The following is a 16,134-nucleotide window of genomic DNA, read 5'->3' on the forward strand; positions in this document are numbered from 1 at the left end:
TGATCCGTGACTTCCGCCCCGCAGAGCAGTGCGAGCGACGGCCTGCACTTCGTCAAGGGTCATGGCACCCAGAACGACTTCGTGGTCCTCGCCGACCCCGACGCCGAGATCGCGCTCGACGCCGCTACGGTCGCGGCGCTGTGCGACCGGCAACGGGGGATCGGCGCCGACGGATTGCTGCGCGTCGCCCGCTCGGGCGCCCTCGTCGCGGCCGGTGTCCTCGACGCCCTGCCCAACGACGTGTCGGCCGACGACTGGTTCATGGATTACCGCAACGGCGACGGTTCGATCGCGGAGATGTGCGGCAACGGGGTACGCGTCTTCGCCCACTACGTCCGGGCGTCGGGACTCGTCGACACCGACACGTTCTCCGTCGGTTCCCGTGCGGGTGCCCGCGGCGTCACCATCCACTCCTTCGACGCCGTGCACGCCGAGGTCACGGTGGAGATGGGTCCGGCGCGGATCGACGGGTCGTCGGTGGTCCGCATCGGTGACGACATCTACCCCGGTGCGATGGTCGACGTGGGCAACCCCCACCTGGCGTGCGTCGTCGCGGACATGACCGCGGCCGACCTCGACGCGGTCGACTTCTCCGCCGGCGTGATCATCGAGGCCGCCGACTTCCCGCACGGCGCGAACGTCGAGCTGCTGACCCCACCCGTGGAAGGCCCCGACGGCGGCCTGACCGCGCGGATGAGGGTGTTCGAGCGGGGCGTCGGGGAGACGCGCAGCTGCGGAACCGGCCTGGTCGCGGCGACGCGCGCCGCTCTCGACGCCCGCGGCGCGGACACCGGCGAGCTGCGCATCGGCATCCCCGGCGGTGAGGTCACCGTGACGATCCGTCCCGATGGCTCGACCCTGCGCGGGCCGTCGATGCTGGTCGCCGACGGGGTGCTGCGGCCCGGCTGGGAGCGCTGAGCTCGATATTCGCGTGCTCGGTCCTGGACGGTCGTGAGACCATGGTTCCCGTATGACCGAATCAGAAGCACAGATCATGTCCGCGGCCGATCTCGGGATCCGCGACACCGCGGATCCCACCACCGGCGAACTCCAACTGTCCGAGCGCGCCTCACTGCAGCGCATCGCGGGACTCTCCACCGAACTCACCGACGTCACCGAGGTCGAGTACCGGCAGCTACGACTCGAACGCGTGGTCCTGGTCGGCGTGTGGACCGAGGGCAGCGCGGCTGCCGCGAAGGCCAACATGACCGAGCTGGCCGCCCTCGCCGAGACAGCCGGTTCCCAGATCCTGGACGCGGTGATCCAGCGTCGCTCCAAACCCGATCCCGCCACCTACATCGGCAGTGGCAAGGCCGAGGAATTACGCGAGATCGTCCTCGCGACCGGCGCCGACACCGTCGTCTGCGACGGTGAGCTCACGCCCGCCCAGCTCAATGCGCTGGAGAAGGTGGTGAAGGTGAAGGTCATCGACCGCACCGCGCTGATCCTCGACATCTTCGCCCAGCACGCGACCTCTCGCGAGGGCAAGGCGCAGGTCTCCCTCGCGCAGATGGAGTACATGCTCCCGCGTCTGCGCGGCTGGGGTGAATCGATGTCCCGGCAGGCCGGTGGCCGGGCGGGCAGCAACGGCGGTGTGGGCCTGCGCGGTCCCGGTGAGACCAAGATCGAGACCGACCGTCGCCGCATTCGGGAGCGGATGGCCAAGCTGCGGCGCGAGATCCGTGGCATGAAGAAGGCGCGGAACACCAAACGTGCTGCGCGCAAGAGCGGTTCGATCCCGACGATCACCGTCGCCGGCTACACCAACGCGGGCAAGTCCAGCCTGGTCAACGCGATGACCGGCGCTGGTGTCCTCGTGCAGGACGCGTTGTTCGCGACCCTGGATCCCACCACCAGGCGGGCGACGCTCGACGACGGCCGCGCGGTCGTCTTCACCGATACGGTCGGGTTCGTCCGGCATCTGCCGACCCAGCTCGTCGAGGCGTTCCGGTCGACGCTCGAGGAGGTCGTCGACGCCGATCTGCTTCTGCACGTCGTGGACGGTGCGGACGCCTTCCCGATGGAGCAGATCTCGGCCGTCCGTCAGGTCATCAACGAGATCGTCGCCGAAGAGGGCGTCACCGCGCCGCCGGAGTTGTTGGTCATCAACAAGATCGACGCCATCGACGGCAACCGCCTCACCGAGTTGCGTGGCGCGCTCGGTCCGGATGCGGTGTTCATCTCCGCCCGAACCGGTGAGGGACTGCCCGAACTCTTCGGGCGGGTGCGCGAGTTCGTCGGTCGCGAGGACGTCGAGATGACCATCGAGGTGCCGTTCGACCGGGGTGATGTCGTGTCTCGCGTCCACAGCGAGGGCGAGGTCATCTCGTCGGAGCACACCGAGACCGGCACCACGATGAAGGTCCGCGTCCCGGCCGCTTTCGCGGGCGAGATCGCGGACCTCCGGATCTGAGCGCTTCGCCGGTTGTACGGACCCAGTCGGCTGTACGGACCCAGTCGGCTGTACGGACCTAGTCGGCTGTACGGACCCAGTCGGCTGTACGGACCTAGTCGGCTGTACGGACCTAGTCGGCGTCGAGATCCTTCTCGACGAGACCGACGATGGTGTCGAGCGCGGCCTGGTCGTCGGCCGTCACGACCACGCGGGTGCCCTTCTCGGCCCCGAGCGTCATGATCATCAGCGCCGACCCCGCGTCCACCGGGTCACCGCCCTCGAGGCCCAGCGTCACCGGGCTGCCGGTCTCGGCGACCGCCTCGGCGATGATCGTGGCGGGGCGGGCGTGCAGTCCGACTGCGGAGCCGACGGTGGCGGTGGTGCTGGGCATGGGAACTCCTTCGAGTGTTGTCGTGTGTTCTGTGGTGGTTGTCGGGCAATTCGGTGCCGGGGAGCGCCCCGGATGTCAGGTGGTCGTGTGATCGGGTGTCAGACGGCGACCGCCTCGAGTTCGTCGAAGGCGACGGCGTCGCGACTGCGGTGCACCTGCTTGGCCGCGACCACCAGGACAGCGGACAGCACCGTACCGGCGACCAGCGCGACGAGGAACAGGACCCAGTTGTTCATGGCGAAGAAGACGAAGATGCCGCCGTGCGGGGCGCGCAGTTCGACGCCGAAGGCCATGATCAGCGCACCGCTGAGGGCACCACCGGCCATCATCGACGGGATGACCCGGAAGGGGTCGACCGCGGCGAACGGGATGGCACCTTCGGAGATGAACGACGCGCCGAGGAGCCATGCGGCCTTGCCGTTCTCGCGCTCCGGTTCGGTGAACAGGCCCGGTCGGACGACGGTGGCGAGAGCCAGGGCGAGCGGGGGCACCATGCCGGCACACATGACCGCCGCCATGATCTGGAACTGCGCGGGTCCGGCAGTCGCCGCGTCGGCGATCCCGGCGGTGGCGAACAGGTACGCGCTCTTGTTGACCGGTCCGCCGAGGTCGAAGCACATCATCAGGCCGAGCACGATGCCGAGGGCGATGGCCGATCCGCCGGACATGCTCTCGAGGCCGCTGTTCATCTGCTCGGTCAGCCAGGCGAGCGGTTTGCCGAGGACCATGTAGAGCAGTCCGCCGACGATCATGCTGCCGAACAGCGGGATGACCACGACCGGCATGAGACCACGAGCCCACTGGGGCACCGGGGTCCGCGCGATCCACAGGCACACCACGCCGGCGATGAGACCGCCGATCAGTGCGCCGATGAAGCTGGCGCCCACGGCGAGCGAGACGATGCCGGCCACGAAACCGGGTGCGATACCGGGGCGGTCGGCGATCGCGAAGGAGATGTAGCCCGCGAGGACCGGTACGGCCAGGCCCATCACGCCCGAGCCGATCGCGAAGCTCACCGCGCCCAGGTACTGCAACAACCCGCCCGCCGGCAGATCCCAGAGGCTGTTGTTCAGGGCGATGAACGCGCCGTCGCTGAGGGTGCCGCCGTCGTCGAGGTTCGTGTTGGCGACCTCGTAGCCGGCGAGCAGGAAGCCGAGCGCGATGAGCAGTCCGCCCGCCGCGACGAACGGGATCATGTAGCTCACACCGGTCATGAGTGCCTGGCGTGTACGGCCGGCGAGACCGATGCCCGACTTCGACGAGTCGGCCGCGTCCGCGTCCGCGCCGTCGCCGGTGACGCGCGCCGCGTTCGGGTCGCGCCCCGCCGCGACCGCCTCGGCGATCATGGCGTCGGGCTCGTTGATGGCGCGCTTCACCCCGGATGCGATGACGGGTTTGCCGCGGAACCGGTTGCGGTCCTTGACCCCGACGTCGGTGGCGAAGATGACGGCGTCGGCCGACGCGATCACATCCGGATCGAAGGCCGTGGTCGCCGAGGACCCCTGGGTCTCCACCGCGAACTCGACGCCGGCCCGCTCGGCGGCGTACTTCAGGGCGTCGGCCGCCATGTAGGTGTGGGCAATGCCGGTCGGGCATGCGGTGATCGCGACGATGCGCGGCGTGGCCGGTCCCGGGTCCGGGGTCCGGTCCGAGTCCGGGTGGGCCGGCGCACCTTCGGGTTCCGTGGTCGACGTCGCTGGTGCTGCCGCGGCGGCCGGGGCAGTGGTCGACGGGGCAGGGGTCGACGGGGTGGCGGTCGGCGCGGTGGCGGGGGCCGGGGGTGCGGGGTCGATGGCCTCGTTGACCAATTCGATGACCCGCTCCTCGTTCTCGGCCGCGCGGAGCGAGGCCACGAAGTCGGGCCGGACGAGTGAGCGGGCCAGCGAGCTGAGGAGCTTCATGTGCGCACTGGCACCCCCCTCGGGCGCGGCGATGAGGAAGACCAGGTCGGCCGGCCCGTCCGGTGCGCCGAAGTCGACCGTGCGGGACAGCCGCGCCATGGCGAGACTGGCCGCGGTCACCGACGCGGTACGGGCGTGCGGGATGGCGATGCCGCCGGGAAGTCCGGTGGTGGACTTGGCTTCTCGGTCCAGTGCGGCCCGCGCGAGGTCGGCGGGATCGGTGGTCCGGCCGGCCGCGGCGAGGGCGTCGGCGAGCGTGGTGATGACGGCGGCGGGATCGCCGCCGGCGTCGACGTCGAGACTCACCGTCTGCGCGGTGATGATCTGCTCGGTCATGGGATGTCCTTCGGTGGAAAGGGTGGGGTCGGTGCTGGGTGGGTCGATGGTGGATGGAGTCGGTGCTGGATGGGTGCGGTGTTGGATGGATGTGGGGACTCGCCGGGACGGTGCCGTCAGGTCATGCGCGCGGCTCCCGACAGTTCGGTCACCCGCACGCCGGGGAGGTCGAGGTGGTCGGGCGTGGGGGCCTGGGTGCCGGCGAGCGATGCGGCCGCCGCGCCGTACGCCACGGCCGACCGGAGGCAGTCGGCGGGCGCGGCCCCGGTGCTCTGCGCGATGAGGTAGCCGGCCAGTGACGAGTCGCCGGCGCCGACGGTGCTGCGCGGGACGATCGGCGGCGGGGTCGCCGACCACACGCCGGATGCGGTGACCAACACGGCCCCGACGGCGCCGAGGGTGGCGAGGACGTTGCCCCCGATCTGTTCGGCGATGGTCGCAGCGGCGTCGATGACCGGTCCGAGATCGTTGCGCGCGAGTGCTTCTCGGAGCTGTCCGGGGTCGGCGCCGGCCAGTTCGGCGAGCTCGTCCTCGTTGGGCTTGATCAGGTCGACGCGACCGGTGACGCTGGCACGGAGGGGAGCGCCCGAGGTGTCCACCGCGACCCGGCAGCCGGCGAGGACGAGGTCGTCGGCGATCGAGCGGTACCAGTCGTCGGGGACGCCGGGAGGCAGCGACCCGCAGAGGGTGACCCACTGCGCGGAGCCGGCGTGCTCACGGATCAGCCCGACGAGCGCCTCGCGGTCCGGGCCCGTCAAGGTGACGCCCGGTGCGTTGATCTTGGTGGTCGTCCCGTCGGATTCGGCGATGGTGATGTTGGACCGGACCTCGCCGTCGACCGGCACGGCGTCGTAGGGGAGTGCGAGGTCGTCGAGTGCGGCCCGCAGCGGGTCGCCCGGCCGCGCCGGGAGCAGTGCGCGGGTGGCCAGGCCGGCGGCCGCGACGACCCGGGCCACGTTGACGCCCTTGCCGCCCGGCTCGGTGCGGACCACGCCGGCGCGCTGCACCTCGCCGCGGGCGAGCGGTGCGCCGAGTTCGAGGGTGCGGTCGAGGCTCGGGTTGGCGGTGACGGTGACGATCATGCGATCACGACCTCGACGCCACGCGCGGACAGGGCCGCCGAATAGGCCGGGTCGATCCCGGAGTCGGTGATGAGGACGTCGACGTCGTCGAGTCCGGCGAAGGAGGTGAGGTCCTCCCGGTCCATCTTCGAGCTGTCGGCGAGGACCACGACGCGTTGTGCGGCCGCGACCATCGCCGCCTTGACCGCGGCCTCGTCGGGGTCGGGTGTCGACAACCCGTGGGCCTCGCTCAGCCCGTTCGTCCCGATGAAAGCGGTGGTCACGCGCAGTCGGCGAAGCGCGTCCACGGTCTCGACGCCCACGGTCGCCTGGGTGAGACCGCGTACGCGACCGCCGAGGGCATGGAGACCGTCGGGATGGGTGCCCGCGAGCAGGCCGGCGATGGGCAGGCTGTTGGTGAACAGGGTGAGCCTCCGATCGGGTGCGGTCGCCTTGGCCGCGCGGTACGTGGTGGTGCCGGCGTCGAAGAGCACCGAACCGCCGTCGGGCGGCAGGAACCGGATGGCCGCGCGGCCGATCGCGGTCTTCTGCTCGATCTGGCTCGACTCTCGTTCGTCGATCCCGAGCTCGCCGAGGGTGCGCATGATCTCGGCGCGTACGGCGCCGCCGTGGACCCGCTGGAGATGTCCGGCGCGTTCCAGTACCGCGAGATCGCGTCGGACGGTCTCGCTGGTGACGTCGAATTTCTCGGCGAGCGCGGCCACGGATGCCCGCCCCGCGAGGCGCACCTCGTCGACGATCGCCTGTTGTCTCTCCTCGGCGTACACACGGCTCCGATCTCCGGTTTCGACCACCCCGCTTGTTGAGGCGTGTGGGATTGGATGTTGTAGTTACTGTGTTTACGCCTGTTTGTGTTGACAAGTCAAGCACTTTTTGTAACGGTGGTCACATCGGTAGTCGAATGAGAGGCAAGACGATGGCGCAGATCCTGACGGGAACCCCGGTGGTCGGCGGGTTGGCCCACGGTCCCGCGCTGTGGCCGGGCGAGCGACCCGATCACTCGCCGGAGAAGCTCGGCGTCGGTGTGGAGATCGCCGAGGAACGGCGCGCCGACGAGGTCACGCGCTTCGCCACCGCGGCCGGCGCCGTCGCCGCGCGGCTGCGCACGCGCGCGTCGCAGAACACCGGGGTGACGGCCGAGGTGCTCGCCGCGACGGCGGGCCTGGCCGAGGACCGCGGCTGGATCGGTGCCGCGACCGCGCTCATCGGCAAGGGCGCCCCCGCCGAGGCCGCTGCCGTCGCGGCCACCGAACAGTTCGCGGCGGTGTTCACCAAGCTCGGCGGACTGATGGCCGAGCGGGTCACCGATCTCAACGACGTGCGCGACCGGGTCCTCGCCGAACTGCTCGGCCTACCCGAACCTGGTGTGCCCACTCCGGAGGTGCCGTCGGTCCTGCTCGCCGACGACCTCGCGCCCGCCGACACCGCGGGCCTCGACCCCACGAGCACCATCGCCCTCGTCACCCGCCTCGGCGGACCGACCAGCCACACCGCGATCATCGCGCGCCAGCTGGGGATCCCGTGCGTGGTGGCGGTGGCCGACCTGGACGAGATCGAGCCCGGCACAACCATTCTCGTCGACGGCAGCACCGGGCGAATCGAGGTGGAGCCCGATGCGGAGGCGGCCCGGGCTCGCGTCGACGAGGATCGGCGGCATGCCGCACTCGTCGCCGGCTGGACCGGTCCGGGGCAGACCGCCGACGGGGTGGCCGTGGCGGTGCTCGCCAACGTCGCCGACGGATCGTCGGCACGCGCCGCGGCCGGGTACCCCGTCGAGGGCGTCGGGCTCTTCCGCACCGAACTCGCGTTCCTCGAGCGTGCCGACGAACCGTCGGTGGACGAGCAGGCCGCGATCTACCGGGAGGTGCTCGATGCGTTCGACGGGCAGAAGGTGGTCATCCGCACCCTCGACGCCGGGTCCGACAAACCGCTCCGGTTCGTGACCCATCCCGACGAATCGAACCCAGCGCTCGGCGTGCGGGGCGATCGGATCGCGCTGGCGCACCCCGAGATCCGCGCGCATCAGCTCGACGCGATCGCGCAGGCCGCGTCGGGGTCGGCCGTCGCGCCGTGGGTCATGGCGCCGATGATCGCCTCGCCGGCGGAGGCGCGCACCTTCGCCGCCGAGGTCCGCGGCCGTGGTCTGGTCGCCGGGGTGATGATCGAGGTGCCCGCGGCGGCGATCCTGGCCGAAGCCGTCCTCGCCGAGGTGGACTTCGTATCCATCGGCACCAACGATCTGACCCAGTACACGATGGCGGCCGACCGGATGTCGGCCGATCTCGCCGGACTGACCGACCCGTGGCAACCGGCCGTGTTGAGCCTCATCGCGGGTGTCGCGGCAGCGGGTGCACGTCAGGGAAAGCCGGTCGGGGTGTGCGGCGAGGCCGCCGCCGATCCGAACCTCGCCTGCGTGCTCGTCGGTCTCGGGGTCACCTCGCTGTCCAGCGCGCCGGCTGCTGCCGCGGCCGTGGGGGCCCGGCTCGGCGAGGTGTCCGCACCGGACTGCCGGGCCGCCGCCGAGGCTGCCCTGGCCACCTCGGATCCCGCCGCGGCGCGCGAGGCTGCCGCGGCGGTGCTCGACGGTTCGGTCGGTGGAGAGGTCAGACTCGCCGCATCACGGTGACGACCTTGCCGAGGATGACGGCATCGTTGCCCGGGATCGGATCGAACAGTTCGTTGTGCGGCATGAGCCAGACGTTGGGGCCCTGACGCTTGAAGGTCTTCACGGTGGCCTCGCCGTCGATCATGGCCGCGACGATGTCGCCGTTGTCGGCGACGTTCTGCTGCCGGACCACGACCCAGTCGCCGTCGCAGATCGCGGCGTCGATCATCGACTCGCCGACGACGCGCAACAGGAAGAGAGATCCCTCGCCGACCAGCTCACGGGGCAGCGGGAAGACGTCCTCGACGGCCTCCTCGGCCAGGATCGGACCGCCGGCCGCGATTCGGCCGAGAACCGGCACGAAGGTCGGCTCGGGCAGCTGACCGGCCGACGGGGTGTCCGGCGACGGGGTGTCACTCGGGGCGATGTTGACCGCACGGGGACGGTTCGCGTCGCGCTTGAGCAGCCCCTTGCGTTCCAGCGTCCGCAACTGATGGGCCACCGACGACGTCGAGGCCAGGCCGACCTCGTCGCCGATCTCCCGGATGGTCGGCGGATAACCGCGCTCGCGCACCGAGCGGCGGATCACCTCCAGGACCCCGGCCTGTCGCGGGGTGAGTGAGGCCTCGGCGGCGGCGGCGTCGAACGGGGCCTCGTCGTCGGCGCCCCGCGCTCGGCCGCGCCTATCGCCGGTGTCACTCATGTTCGGTTCCTCTCGTCTTCGGAACGTGCTGGTAGATGGCTTGCACCGGGTCCGAGCCTAGCCGAGTGCGACCGGCACCTCAAACATTTGTTCGATGTGTCGCGAGACTTTGTCGGGACGTCGTGCTACAAATTCGAACATCAGTGCATCGAACATCTGATCGATGTTCGAACACCGACCGTCACACCCCGCACGATCCCAGACACCCGAACACCGGAGGGCACCATGCGCACCGCCACTCTCGTCGCTCCCGTCCGCACCGACCGTCCCGACGCTGTCCGGCCCCCCACCGACCGCGCCGATGGGGTCCGGACGCGCGCCCCGCTGTCCGACGGCGGCCGCCCGGTAGACAACCGGCCGGCCGGCACCCGACCGCGGGGTGCGTCGCCGGTGACCCCGCGGGTCGGCGGCACCCACTGTGGCTCTCCGGTCGGGGTGCGCGGGCGTGGCCCGGTCGGACCCGACGCGGCGGTGTTCCGTCGCCGCCGCCGCACCGCGGTCGCGCTCCTCGCCGGCGTCGGGCTGGCGTTCGTCGTGTGGGTGTTCGGTGTCGTGGGCCAGAACTACTCGGACTCGCTGACCCCGTCCGCCGTGAGTGCCGAGGTCGTCCACGTGCGCTCGGGGGACTCGCTCAGCTCGATCGCCGGCCGGGTGGCACCCGAGATGCCGCGCGAGGTCGTGATCGACGAGATCGTCGCGATGAACGATCTGGGGTCGAGCGCGCTGCAGGTGGGCCAGCCCCTGCTCACCCCCCGGTACCGCTGAGGCTGGGCGGTATCCTCGATGTCACAGGGGCCGGCCGACAAGCGGCGGGGCGCACGCTTCGGGTGCGTTCCAGCGTCCCGCGACCTGCGTGAGGACACGATGCGCTGCCCCTTCTGCAAGAACGACGACACCAAGGTCATCGACTCGCGTGTCGCAGATGAAGGGCAGGCCATCCGCCGCCGTCGCTCCTGTGTGGAGTGCGGTCGCCGGTTCTCGACCGTGGAGAGCGCCGTGCTCGCGGTGGTCAAACGCAACGGCGTGACCGAACCATTCAGCCGGGAGAAGGTCATGCGCGGCGTGCGGCGAGCCTGTCAGGGCCGCCACGTCGCCGAGGACGCGCTCGCGCAACTCGCCCAGCAGGTCGAGGACACGGTGCGCGCCAGTGGATCGGCCGAGATCCCCAGCAACGAGGTCGGACTCGCCATCCTGGGCCCGCTCCGCGATCTCGACGAGGTGGCGTATCTGCGCTTCGCCTCGGTGTACCGGTCGTTCGACTCGGTGGAGGACTTCCAGCGTGAGATCGACGACCTGAAGGCGGCATCGGGTTCCGGGAGCGCGCTCGCCGAACCCGTGTCAGCCGAGCCGGTCCAGAGCTCGTAGGACCCGTTTCTCCGACACCGGGAACGCGGTACCGAGACGCTGGGCGAACAGCCCCACGCGCAACTCCTCGACGAGCCACTGCGCTTCGTCGTCGACCACCGCCCGCCGGTGCTCGGGTACCTGTTCGAGGCGCTGGGCCCACCGTTCGACGACGCGATCGACGGCGGCCACCCCGGCCTGGTCGCGTGCTGCGGACGCGGGTAGTGCCTCCAGACGTGCTTGCGCGCCGTCGAGATAGCGCGGCAGATTCTCCAGGTGGCGTCGCGCGGTGGCCGCCACGAATCCGTCGAACACGAGGTGGGCGACCTGTTCGGCGACGTCGTCGGCAGCCAGCGAACCGGCGTGCCGGTCGATCGCCGCCCTCAGCGGGGCCATCCGTTCGAGAGCTGCGACGGCCAGCGAGAAGTAGTCCGGTGCGGCTGCGGAGACCCGTGGCCGGATTCGTTCGAGCAGCGCCGAGAAGGACTGTGGTGAGCGAACCGCGGCGAGCTCTGCGTCGTCGGTGTCGGCGACGGTGTCCCGGATGGCCCGTCGGGTGCAGTCGGCGAGCAGTGCCTCGGTGGTCGAGTACGGGCTCTGGCTCAGGGCGAGTCGTTCGACCGGACTCAACGAGCCGGCGATCCGCTTGTGCAGCGGAGGTATCGCGAAGTCGAGGAGGGCGACGATCCCGCGTCGCAGGAGGCGGTCTCGTGTCTCGGGGCTCGCCGCATCGACGACGACGACGCCCCGTGCGTGGCCCTTCTCGTCGGAGACCACGTCGATCGTCGGGTACCGGGTCAGCCGCTGCCCCGCGACATCGACCGTCGTCTGCTCGGCGAGCGAGCCGATCCCGTCGGCGGTCCAGGTCTTATACAGGTTGCGCGACACCGTCTTCGGCGCCGCGGGCGTTCCGGTCTGCTGGAGTTCGGGCAACGAGTCGGCGCGGGCGACGATCCGTCCGGAGTCGTCGGCCACCGCGAAATGCATGCGCAGGTGCGGCGGTACCCGGTCGGTGTCGAAATCGCCCGCGGTCACCCGCATCCCGGTGATCGCCGAGAGCTCGCGGGCCAGCCCGGTGGTGAGCGGCTCCTTGCGCGGGGTGAGCCGGCCGAGCGCGAGTTCGGCGAATCGCTGCGCGGGCGACATGCTCTTGCGGAGCTGTTTCGGCAGCGACTTGACCAGTGCGGTGGCCAGTTCAGCGCGCATGCCCGGGACCGACCAGTCGAAGCCGGCCGGTCGGACATGGGGTAGCAGTGCCTGCGGGATCACGACGGTGACGCCGTCGTCGGGTGCGCCCGGTTCGAACCGGTAGCGCAGTTCGAGTCGGGTGTCGCCCTGCTGCCAGGCGCCGGGATAGTCCGTGGGGGCGACGTCGGTGCCTCCCGTGACGTCCTCGGGGCGCAGATCCAGCAGATCGGGTTCGGCCCGGCGGGCCTTCTTCCACCAGGTGTCGAAGTGCCGAGCGGAGGTGACGTCGGCCGGTAGCCGCTGGTCGTAGAACTCGAAGAGCTGGTCCTCGGTGATCACCAGACCCCGGGTGCGCGTGCGGTTCTCGACGTCCGAGGCGGCCTCGAGAAGCGTGCGATTGCGGTCGAAGAAGGCGTGCTGCGTCCGCCAATCGCCCTCGACGAGAGCGTGCCGGATGAACAGCTCCCGCGAGACCACCGGGTCGATGGGGCCGTAGTCGACGCGCCGGCGGGCGACGAGCGGGACCCCGTACAGGGTCACGCGTTCGTAGGCCATCGCCGCTCCGCGTTTCGCCGACCAATGCGGCTCGCTGTGGGTCCGCTTCACCAGATCCCCGGCGAGTTTCTCGGCCCACAGCGGATCAATCCCGGCGACGGTGTGGGCGAACAGGCGCGACGTCTCGAGAACCTCGGCCGCCATGATGAAGGCGGGCGGCTTCTTGGCGAGCGGAGAGGCGGGGAAGATCATCAGCGTGGTGTTGCGCGCACCGGTGAACTCGCGGCCCTCGGTGTTGCGGGCGGCGATGTTGCTGAGCAACCCGGACAGGATGGATCGGTGGACGGCGTCGGCGTCGAGTTCGGTGGGCGCGACCGACCAGTCGAGGTCCTTGACGATCTCGGTCAGCTGCCGATGGAGGTCCTGCCATTCCCGGATGCGCAGGAAGTGGAGGTACTCGCGCTCACACATGCGCCGAAAGCGGCTGCCGGACAACTCCTTGCGCTGTTCGCCGAGGTACCGCCACAGCTCCACGTAGGACAGGAAGTCCGACTGCGGGACGACGAAGCGCCGGTGCTGGGCGTCGGCGGCCTCCCGGTGCTCGGCCGGCCGTTCCCGTGGATCGGGGAGCGACATCGCGGCGGCGATCACGAGAAGGTGGTCGAGACAACCCAGTTCGTGTCCGGCGATGAGCATCCGGGCGACCCGGGGATCGACCGGGATGCGCGACATCGACCGGCCGATAGGGGTCAGTCGCGGGGGCCCGCCCTCGCGCGGGACGGTGATGGCGCCGAGTTCGGTGAGAACACCCATACCGTCGCGGATCGCGCGGTCGTCGGGCGGCTGGACGAACGGGAACTCGGCGATCTCACCCAGTTTCAGCGAGGTCATCTGGAGGATGACCGCCGCGAGGTTGGTGCGCAGGATCTCCGGGTCGGTGAAGGCCGGCCGGGAGTCGAAGTCGTTCTCGCTGTAGAGACGGATGCAGACGCCCGGGGCGACACGACCGCATCGACCGGCCCGCTGCCGGGCACTGGCCTGTGAGACCGGTTCGATGGGAAGACGATTGACCTTGGTCCTGGTCGAGTACCGACTGATACGGGCGGTGCCGGTGTCGATGACGTAGCGGATGCCGGGCACGGTCACCGACGTCTCGGCGACGTTGGTCGCCAGCACGATCCGGCGTCCGTCGGAGGGGGAGAACACCTTCTGCTGCTCGGCGATCGACAGTCGCGCATAGAGCGGCACGATCTCGGCACCGGGACCCTTGCTGCCGCCGGTTCGTCGACGGAGCGCCTCGGCGGTCTCTCGGATGTCCCGTTCGGTGGGCAGGAACACGAGGATGTCGCCGCGGCCACCGGCCCACAGTTCGTCGACGGCGGCGTCGATGCCCTGGATCTGGTCGAGGTCGGCATGTTCGCCGCCGCCGGCGTCGTCCCCGTCGTCGGGGCGTTCCTGCAGGCTCAGCGGTCGGTACCGGATCTCGACCGGATAGGTGCGTCCGGATACCTCGATGACCGGGACCGAGGTCTTCGGCGTGCTGAAATGCCGTGCGAAGCGCGCCGGTTCGATCGTCGCCGAGGTGATGATCACCTTCAGATCGGGGCGTCGGGGCAGCAGGCGGCGCAGATAGCCGAGGATGAAATCGATGTTGAGGCTGCGCTCGTGGGCCTCGTCGATGATGAGGGTGTCGTAGCGGCGCAGCATGGGGTCGGTGGCGATCTCGCGGAGCAGGATGCCGTCGGTCATGACCCGGACGAGGGTGTCGGCGCCCGACCGGTCGGTGAACCGGACGGAGTAGCCCACCGCGTCGCCGAGTTCGGTGTCGGTCTCGTCGGCGATGCGCTTGGCGACCGAGCTCGCGGCGATGCGCCGGGGCTGGGTGTGCCCGATCGACCCGCGGATGCCACGCCCGAGTTCGAGGCAGATCTTGGGGAGCTGGGTGGTCTTGCCCGAGCCGGTCTCGCCCGCGACGACCACGACCTGGTGGTTGCGGATCGCCTCGGCGATCTCGTCGCGTGCGGCGGAGACCGGTAGTTCGTCGGGGAAGCGCAGAATCGGCACGGTCGCGCGCCGCCGGTCGAGACGGGCGCGTGCCTTGTCGACATCGGCGACCAACTGTCGCCACTTCGCGGCATCCGGGCGCGCGGCGAGCCGATCGATGCGACGACGCAACCGGTCGGCGTCGACGAGGCCCACGTCGTCGAGTGCGCGGAGCAGATCCGAGCGGGGGATGTCCGATGCAGCGGTGTCCGGTGGAGACGGGGACGGGTCAGGTGACGAGGACGGGGCCGACATGATCACTCCAGGATATGGGGAAGCGCCGAGGCCGGTTCACCCCAGTGGCCGCGTGGGCCGCGTGGACCGGCATCATGGGGCCATGGCTGATGGTTCGAGCACTGGTACTGGATCGTTGTGGCACGGTTTCGCCGACATGGGTGCGGTGACCGCGAGCGGGCCGTTCGTCGTGACCAGGGGAGAGGGTGCGCGGATCTTCGACCGCGACGGCAACTCCTACCTGGATGCGACCGCCGGACTGTGGTTCACCAACGTCGGGCACGGCCGGACCGAGATCGCCGATGCCGTCGCGCGCCAGCTCGGCACCCTCGCGCACTACTCCAACTTCGGTGACTTCGCGAGCGACGTCACCCTGCGGCTCGCCGAGGAGCTCGGCGCCATCGCGCCGGTACCCGGATCGAAGATCTTCTTCACCTCCGGCGGCAGCGACTCGATCGACACCGCGGTCAAACTCGCCCGCCGCTACTGGGTGGAACACGGACGCGAATCCAAGCGGGTCGTCGTCAGCCGCACCAAGGCTTATCACGGGATGCATGCCGCGGGTACCTCGCTGGCGGGCATCCCGCTCAACCACGACGGCTACGGCGAACTCATGCACGACGTCCAGAACGTCGAATGGGACGACGCGAAGAGCCTGCTCGGTCTCATCGAGCGCGTGGGCGCCGACAACATCGCCGCGTTCTTCTGCGAGCCCATCATCGGGGCCGGCGGCATCTATCTCCCGCCGGAGGGCTACCTCGCCGAGGTGCGGGGCATCTGCCGCGACCACGACATCCTCTTCGTCGTCGACGAGGTCGTCACCGGCTTCGGCCGCATCGGCGGCGAATCCTGGTTCGCCTCCGCACGATTCGGCCTCGAACCGGACATGATCACCACCGCCAAGGGGCTCACCTCCGGGTATGTCCCGATGGGCGCGGTGTTCATCGCACCGCGGATCGCCGAGCCGTTCTTCGCCGGCGGCGTCTGGTGGCGGCACGGGTACACCTACGGCGGTCACGCGGGCGCGGCGGCCGCCGCGCTGACCAACCTCGAGATCATCCGGCGCGAGAACCTCCTCGCCGAGGCGACACGGCTCGAAGGCGACCTCGCCGCAGCGCTGTCGCCGCTCGCCGACCTCGACACGGTCGCCGAGGTCCGGACCGGCCTGGGCGCGGTCACCGCGGTACAGCTGGCCGACCCCGCGACGGCGCCGGCGACGGTGGTCAAGCTGCGCGAACACGGGGTGAGCACCCGGGCCGCAGGTCAAGGGGCGCTGCAGATCTCGCCCGCGTTCGTGATGACGACCGCCGAGGTCGGCGAACTCGCCGACCGGATGCGCGCGGCGCTGAGCTGACGACGCAGGCCACGGCCTTGTCGTGGTCATCCCGACGATCCGGTGGTCATCGCCGGACCGCGG

12 protein-coding genes are annotated in these 16,134 nt (G+C 70.4%); 6 read left to right on the forward strand and 6 right to left on the reverse strand.

The window, feature by feature from the left end; all coding sequences use genetic code 11:
• Positions 1-6: 6 nt before the first annotated feature.
• Both dapF and hflX read left to right on the forward strand, forming a co-directional pair.
• Complete coding sequence (gene dapF, locus LEL84_RS01425; RefSeq protein WP_226513126.1) at positions 7-918, forward strand: diaminopimelate epimerase; 912 nt, start codon at positions 7-9, stop codon at positions 916-918.
• Positions 919-970: 52 nt separating this feature from the next.
• The gene (hflX, locus tag LEL84_RS01430) at positions 971-2,413 is read left to right on the forward strand and encodes a GTPase HflX (RefSeq protein WP_226513127.1); all 1,443 of its coding nucleotides are present in this window, start codon (positions 971-973) and stop codon (positions 2,411-2,413) included.
• A 112-nt stretch (positions 2,414-2,525) separates the two neighbouring features.
• Here the strand turns inward: hflX and LEL84_RS01435 are convergent, their stop codons facing one another.
• The 4 genes from LEL84_RS01435 to LEL84_RS01450 form a co-directional block, all read right to left on the reverse strand.
• The gene (locus LEL84_RS01435) at positions 2,526-2,786 is read right to left on the reverse strand and encodes an HPr family phosphocarrier protein (RefSeq protein ID WP_058250193.1); all 261 of its coding nucleotides are present in this window, start codon (positions 2,784-2,786) and stop codon (positions 2,526-2,528) included.
• Between the two features lie 98 nt (positions 2,787-2,884).
• On the reverse strand, positions 2,885-5,023 hold the full coding sequence (locus LEL84_RS01440; RefSeq protein ID WP_226513128.1) for a fructose-specific PTS transporter subunit EIIC: 2,139 nt from the start codon (positions 5,021-5,023) through the stop codon (positions 2,885-2,887).
• Positions 5,024-5,139: 116 nt separating this feature from the next.
• Positions 5,140-6,105, reverse strand: coding sequence for a 1-phosphofructokinase family hexose kinase (locus LEL84_RS01445; protein WP_226513129.1), 966 nt, complete (start codon positions 6,103-6,105; stop codon positions 5,140-5,142).
• Positions 6,102-6,872, reverse strand: a complete 771-nt coding sequence (locus LEL84_RS01450; RefSeq protein WP_226513130.1) for a DeoR/GlpR family DNA-binding transcription regulator — start codon at positions 6,870-6,872, stop codon at positions 6,102-6,104. Before LEL84_RS01450 ends, LEL84_RS01445 begins: the two co-directional genes overlap by 4 nt.
• Positions 6,873-7,021: 149 nt before the next feature.
• Here LEL84_RS01450 and LEL84_RS01455 point away from each other — a divergent pair, with 149 nt between their 5' ends.
• Positions 7,022-8,731 carry a phosphoenolpyruvate--protein phosphotransferase gene (locus LEL84_RS01455; RefSeq protein ID WP_226513131.1) on the forward strand — a complete coding sequence of 570 codons (1,710 nt, stop codon included), beginning with the start codon at positions 7,022-7,024 and terminating at the stop codon, positions 8,729-8,731.
• Here the strand turns inward: LEL84_RS01455 and lexA are convergent.
• Positions 8,709-9,413: a transcriptional repressor LexA gene (lexA, locus tag LEL84_RS01460; RefSeq protein ID WP_226513132.1), complete on the reverse strand. Its 705-nt coding sequence runs from the start codon at positions 9,411-9,413 to the stop codon at positions 8,709-8,711. The genes LEL84_RS01455 and lexA overlap by 23 nt on opposite strands.
• A 225-nt stretch (positions 9,414-9,638) precedes the next feature.
• Between lexA and LEL84_RS01465 the strand changes: the two genes are divergently transcribed.
• A complete protein-coding gene (locus LEL84_RS01465) occupies positions 9,639-10,178 on the forward strand; it encodes a LysM peptidoglycan-binding domain-containing protein (RefSeq protein ID WP_226513133.1) in 540 nt (179 codons plus the stop codon).
• Between the two features lie 99 nt (positions 10,179-10,277).
• Positions 10,278-10,778: a transcriptional regulator NrdR gene (gene nrdR, locus LEL84_RS01470; RefSeq protein ID WP_226513134.1), complete on the forward strand. Its 501-nt coding sequence runs from the start codon at positions 10,278-10,280 to the stop codon at positions 10,776-10,778.
• On the opposite strand, the gene hrpA is transcribed toward nrdR, so the two are convergent.
• On the reverse strand, positions 10,752-14,738 hold the full coding sequence (gene hrpA / locus LEL84_RS01475; RefSeq protein ID WP_226513135.1) for an ATP-dependent RNA helicase HrpA: 3,987 nt from the start codon (positions 14,736-14,738) through the stop codon (positions 10,752-10,754). The genes nrdR and hrpA overlap by 27 nt on opposite strands.
• A gap of 82 nt (positions 14,739-14,820) precedes the next feature.
• Between hrpA and LEL84_RS01480 the strand changes: the two genes are divergently transcribed.
• Positions 14,821-16,071: an aspartate aminotransferase family protein gene (locus LEL84_RS01480; RefSeq protein WP_068969895.1), complete on the forward strand. Its 1,251-nt coding sequence runs from the start codon at positions 14,821-14,823 to the stop codon at positions 16,069-16,071.
• The last annotated feature ends 63 nt before the right edge of the window (positions 16,072-16,134 follow it).

Origin of the sequence: Gordonia sp. WA4-43 (assembly GCF_020520305.1) — a bacterium.
GTDB classification, from domain to species: domain Bacteria; phylum Actinomycetota; class Actinomycetes; order Mycobacteriales; family Mycobacteriaceae; genus Gordonia; species Gordonia hongkongensis.

What these genes read in the sequence shown, in the direction of transcription:
- hflX (WP_226513127.1), top strand. Translation starts at nt 971, where the DNA reads ATGACCGAATCAGAAGCACAGATCATGTCCGCGGCCGATCTCGGGATC.
- LEL84_RS01435 (WP_058250193.1), bottom strand. Translation starts at nt 2,786, where the DNA reads ATGCCCAGCACCACCGCCACCGTCGGCTCCGCAGTCGGACTGCACGCC.
- LEL84_RS01440 (WP_226513128.1), bottom strand. Translation starts at nt 5,023, where the DNA reads ATGACCGAGCAGATCATCACCGCGCAGACGGTGAGTCTCGACGTCGAC.
- LEL84_RS01445 (WP_226513129.1), bottom strand. Translation starts at nt 6,105, where the DNA reads ATGATCGTCACCGTCACCGCCAACCCGAGCCTCGACCGCACCCTCGAA.
- LEL84_RS01455 (WP_226513131.1), top strand. Translation starts at nt 7,022, where the DNA reads ATGGCGCAGATCCTGACGGGAACCCCGGTGGTCGGCGGGTTGGCCCAC.
- lexA (WP_226513132.1), bottom strand. Translation starts at nt 9,413, where the DNA reads ATGAGTGACACCGGCGATAGGCGCGGCCGAGCGCGGGGCGCCGACGAC.
- LEL84_RS01465 (WP_226513133.1), top strand. Translation starts at nt 9,639, where the DNA reads ATGCGCACCGCCACTCTCGTCGCTCCCGTCCGCACCGACCGTCCCGAC.
- nrdR (WP_226513134.1), top strand. Translation starts at nt 10,278, where the DNA reads ATGCGCTGCCCCTTCTGCAAGAACGACGACACCAAGGTCATCGACTCG.
- hrpA (WP_226513135.1), bottom strand. Translation starts at nt 14,738, where the DNA reads ATGTCGGCCCCGTCCTCGTCACCTGACCCGTCCCCGTCTCCACCGGAC.
- LEL84_RS01480 (WP_068969895.1), top strand. Translation starts at nt 14,821, where the DNA reads ATGGCTGATGGTTCGAGCACTGGTACTGGATCGTTGTGGCACGGTTTC.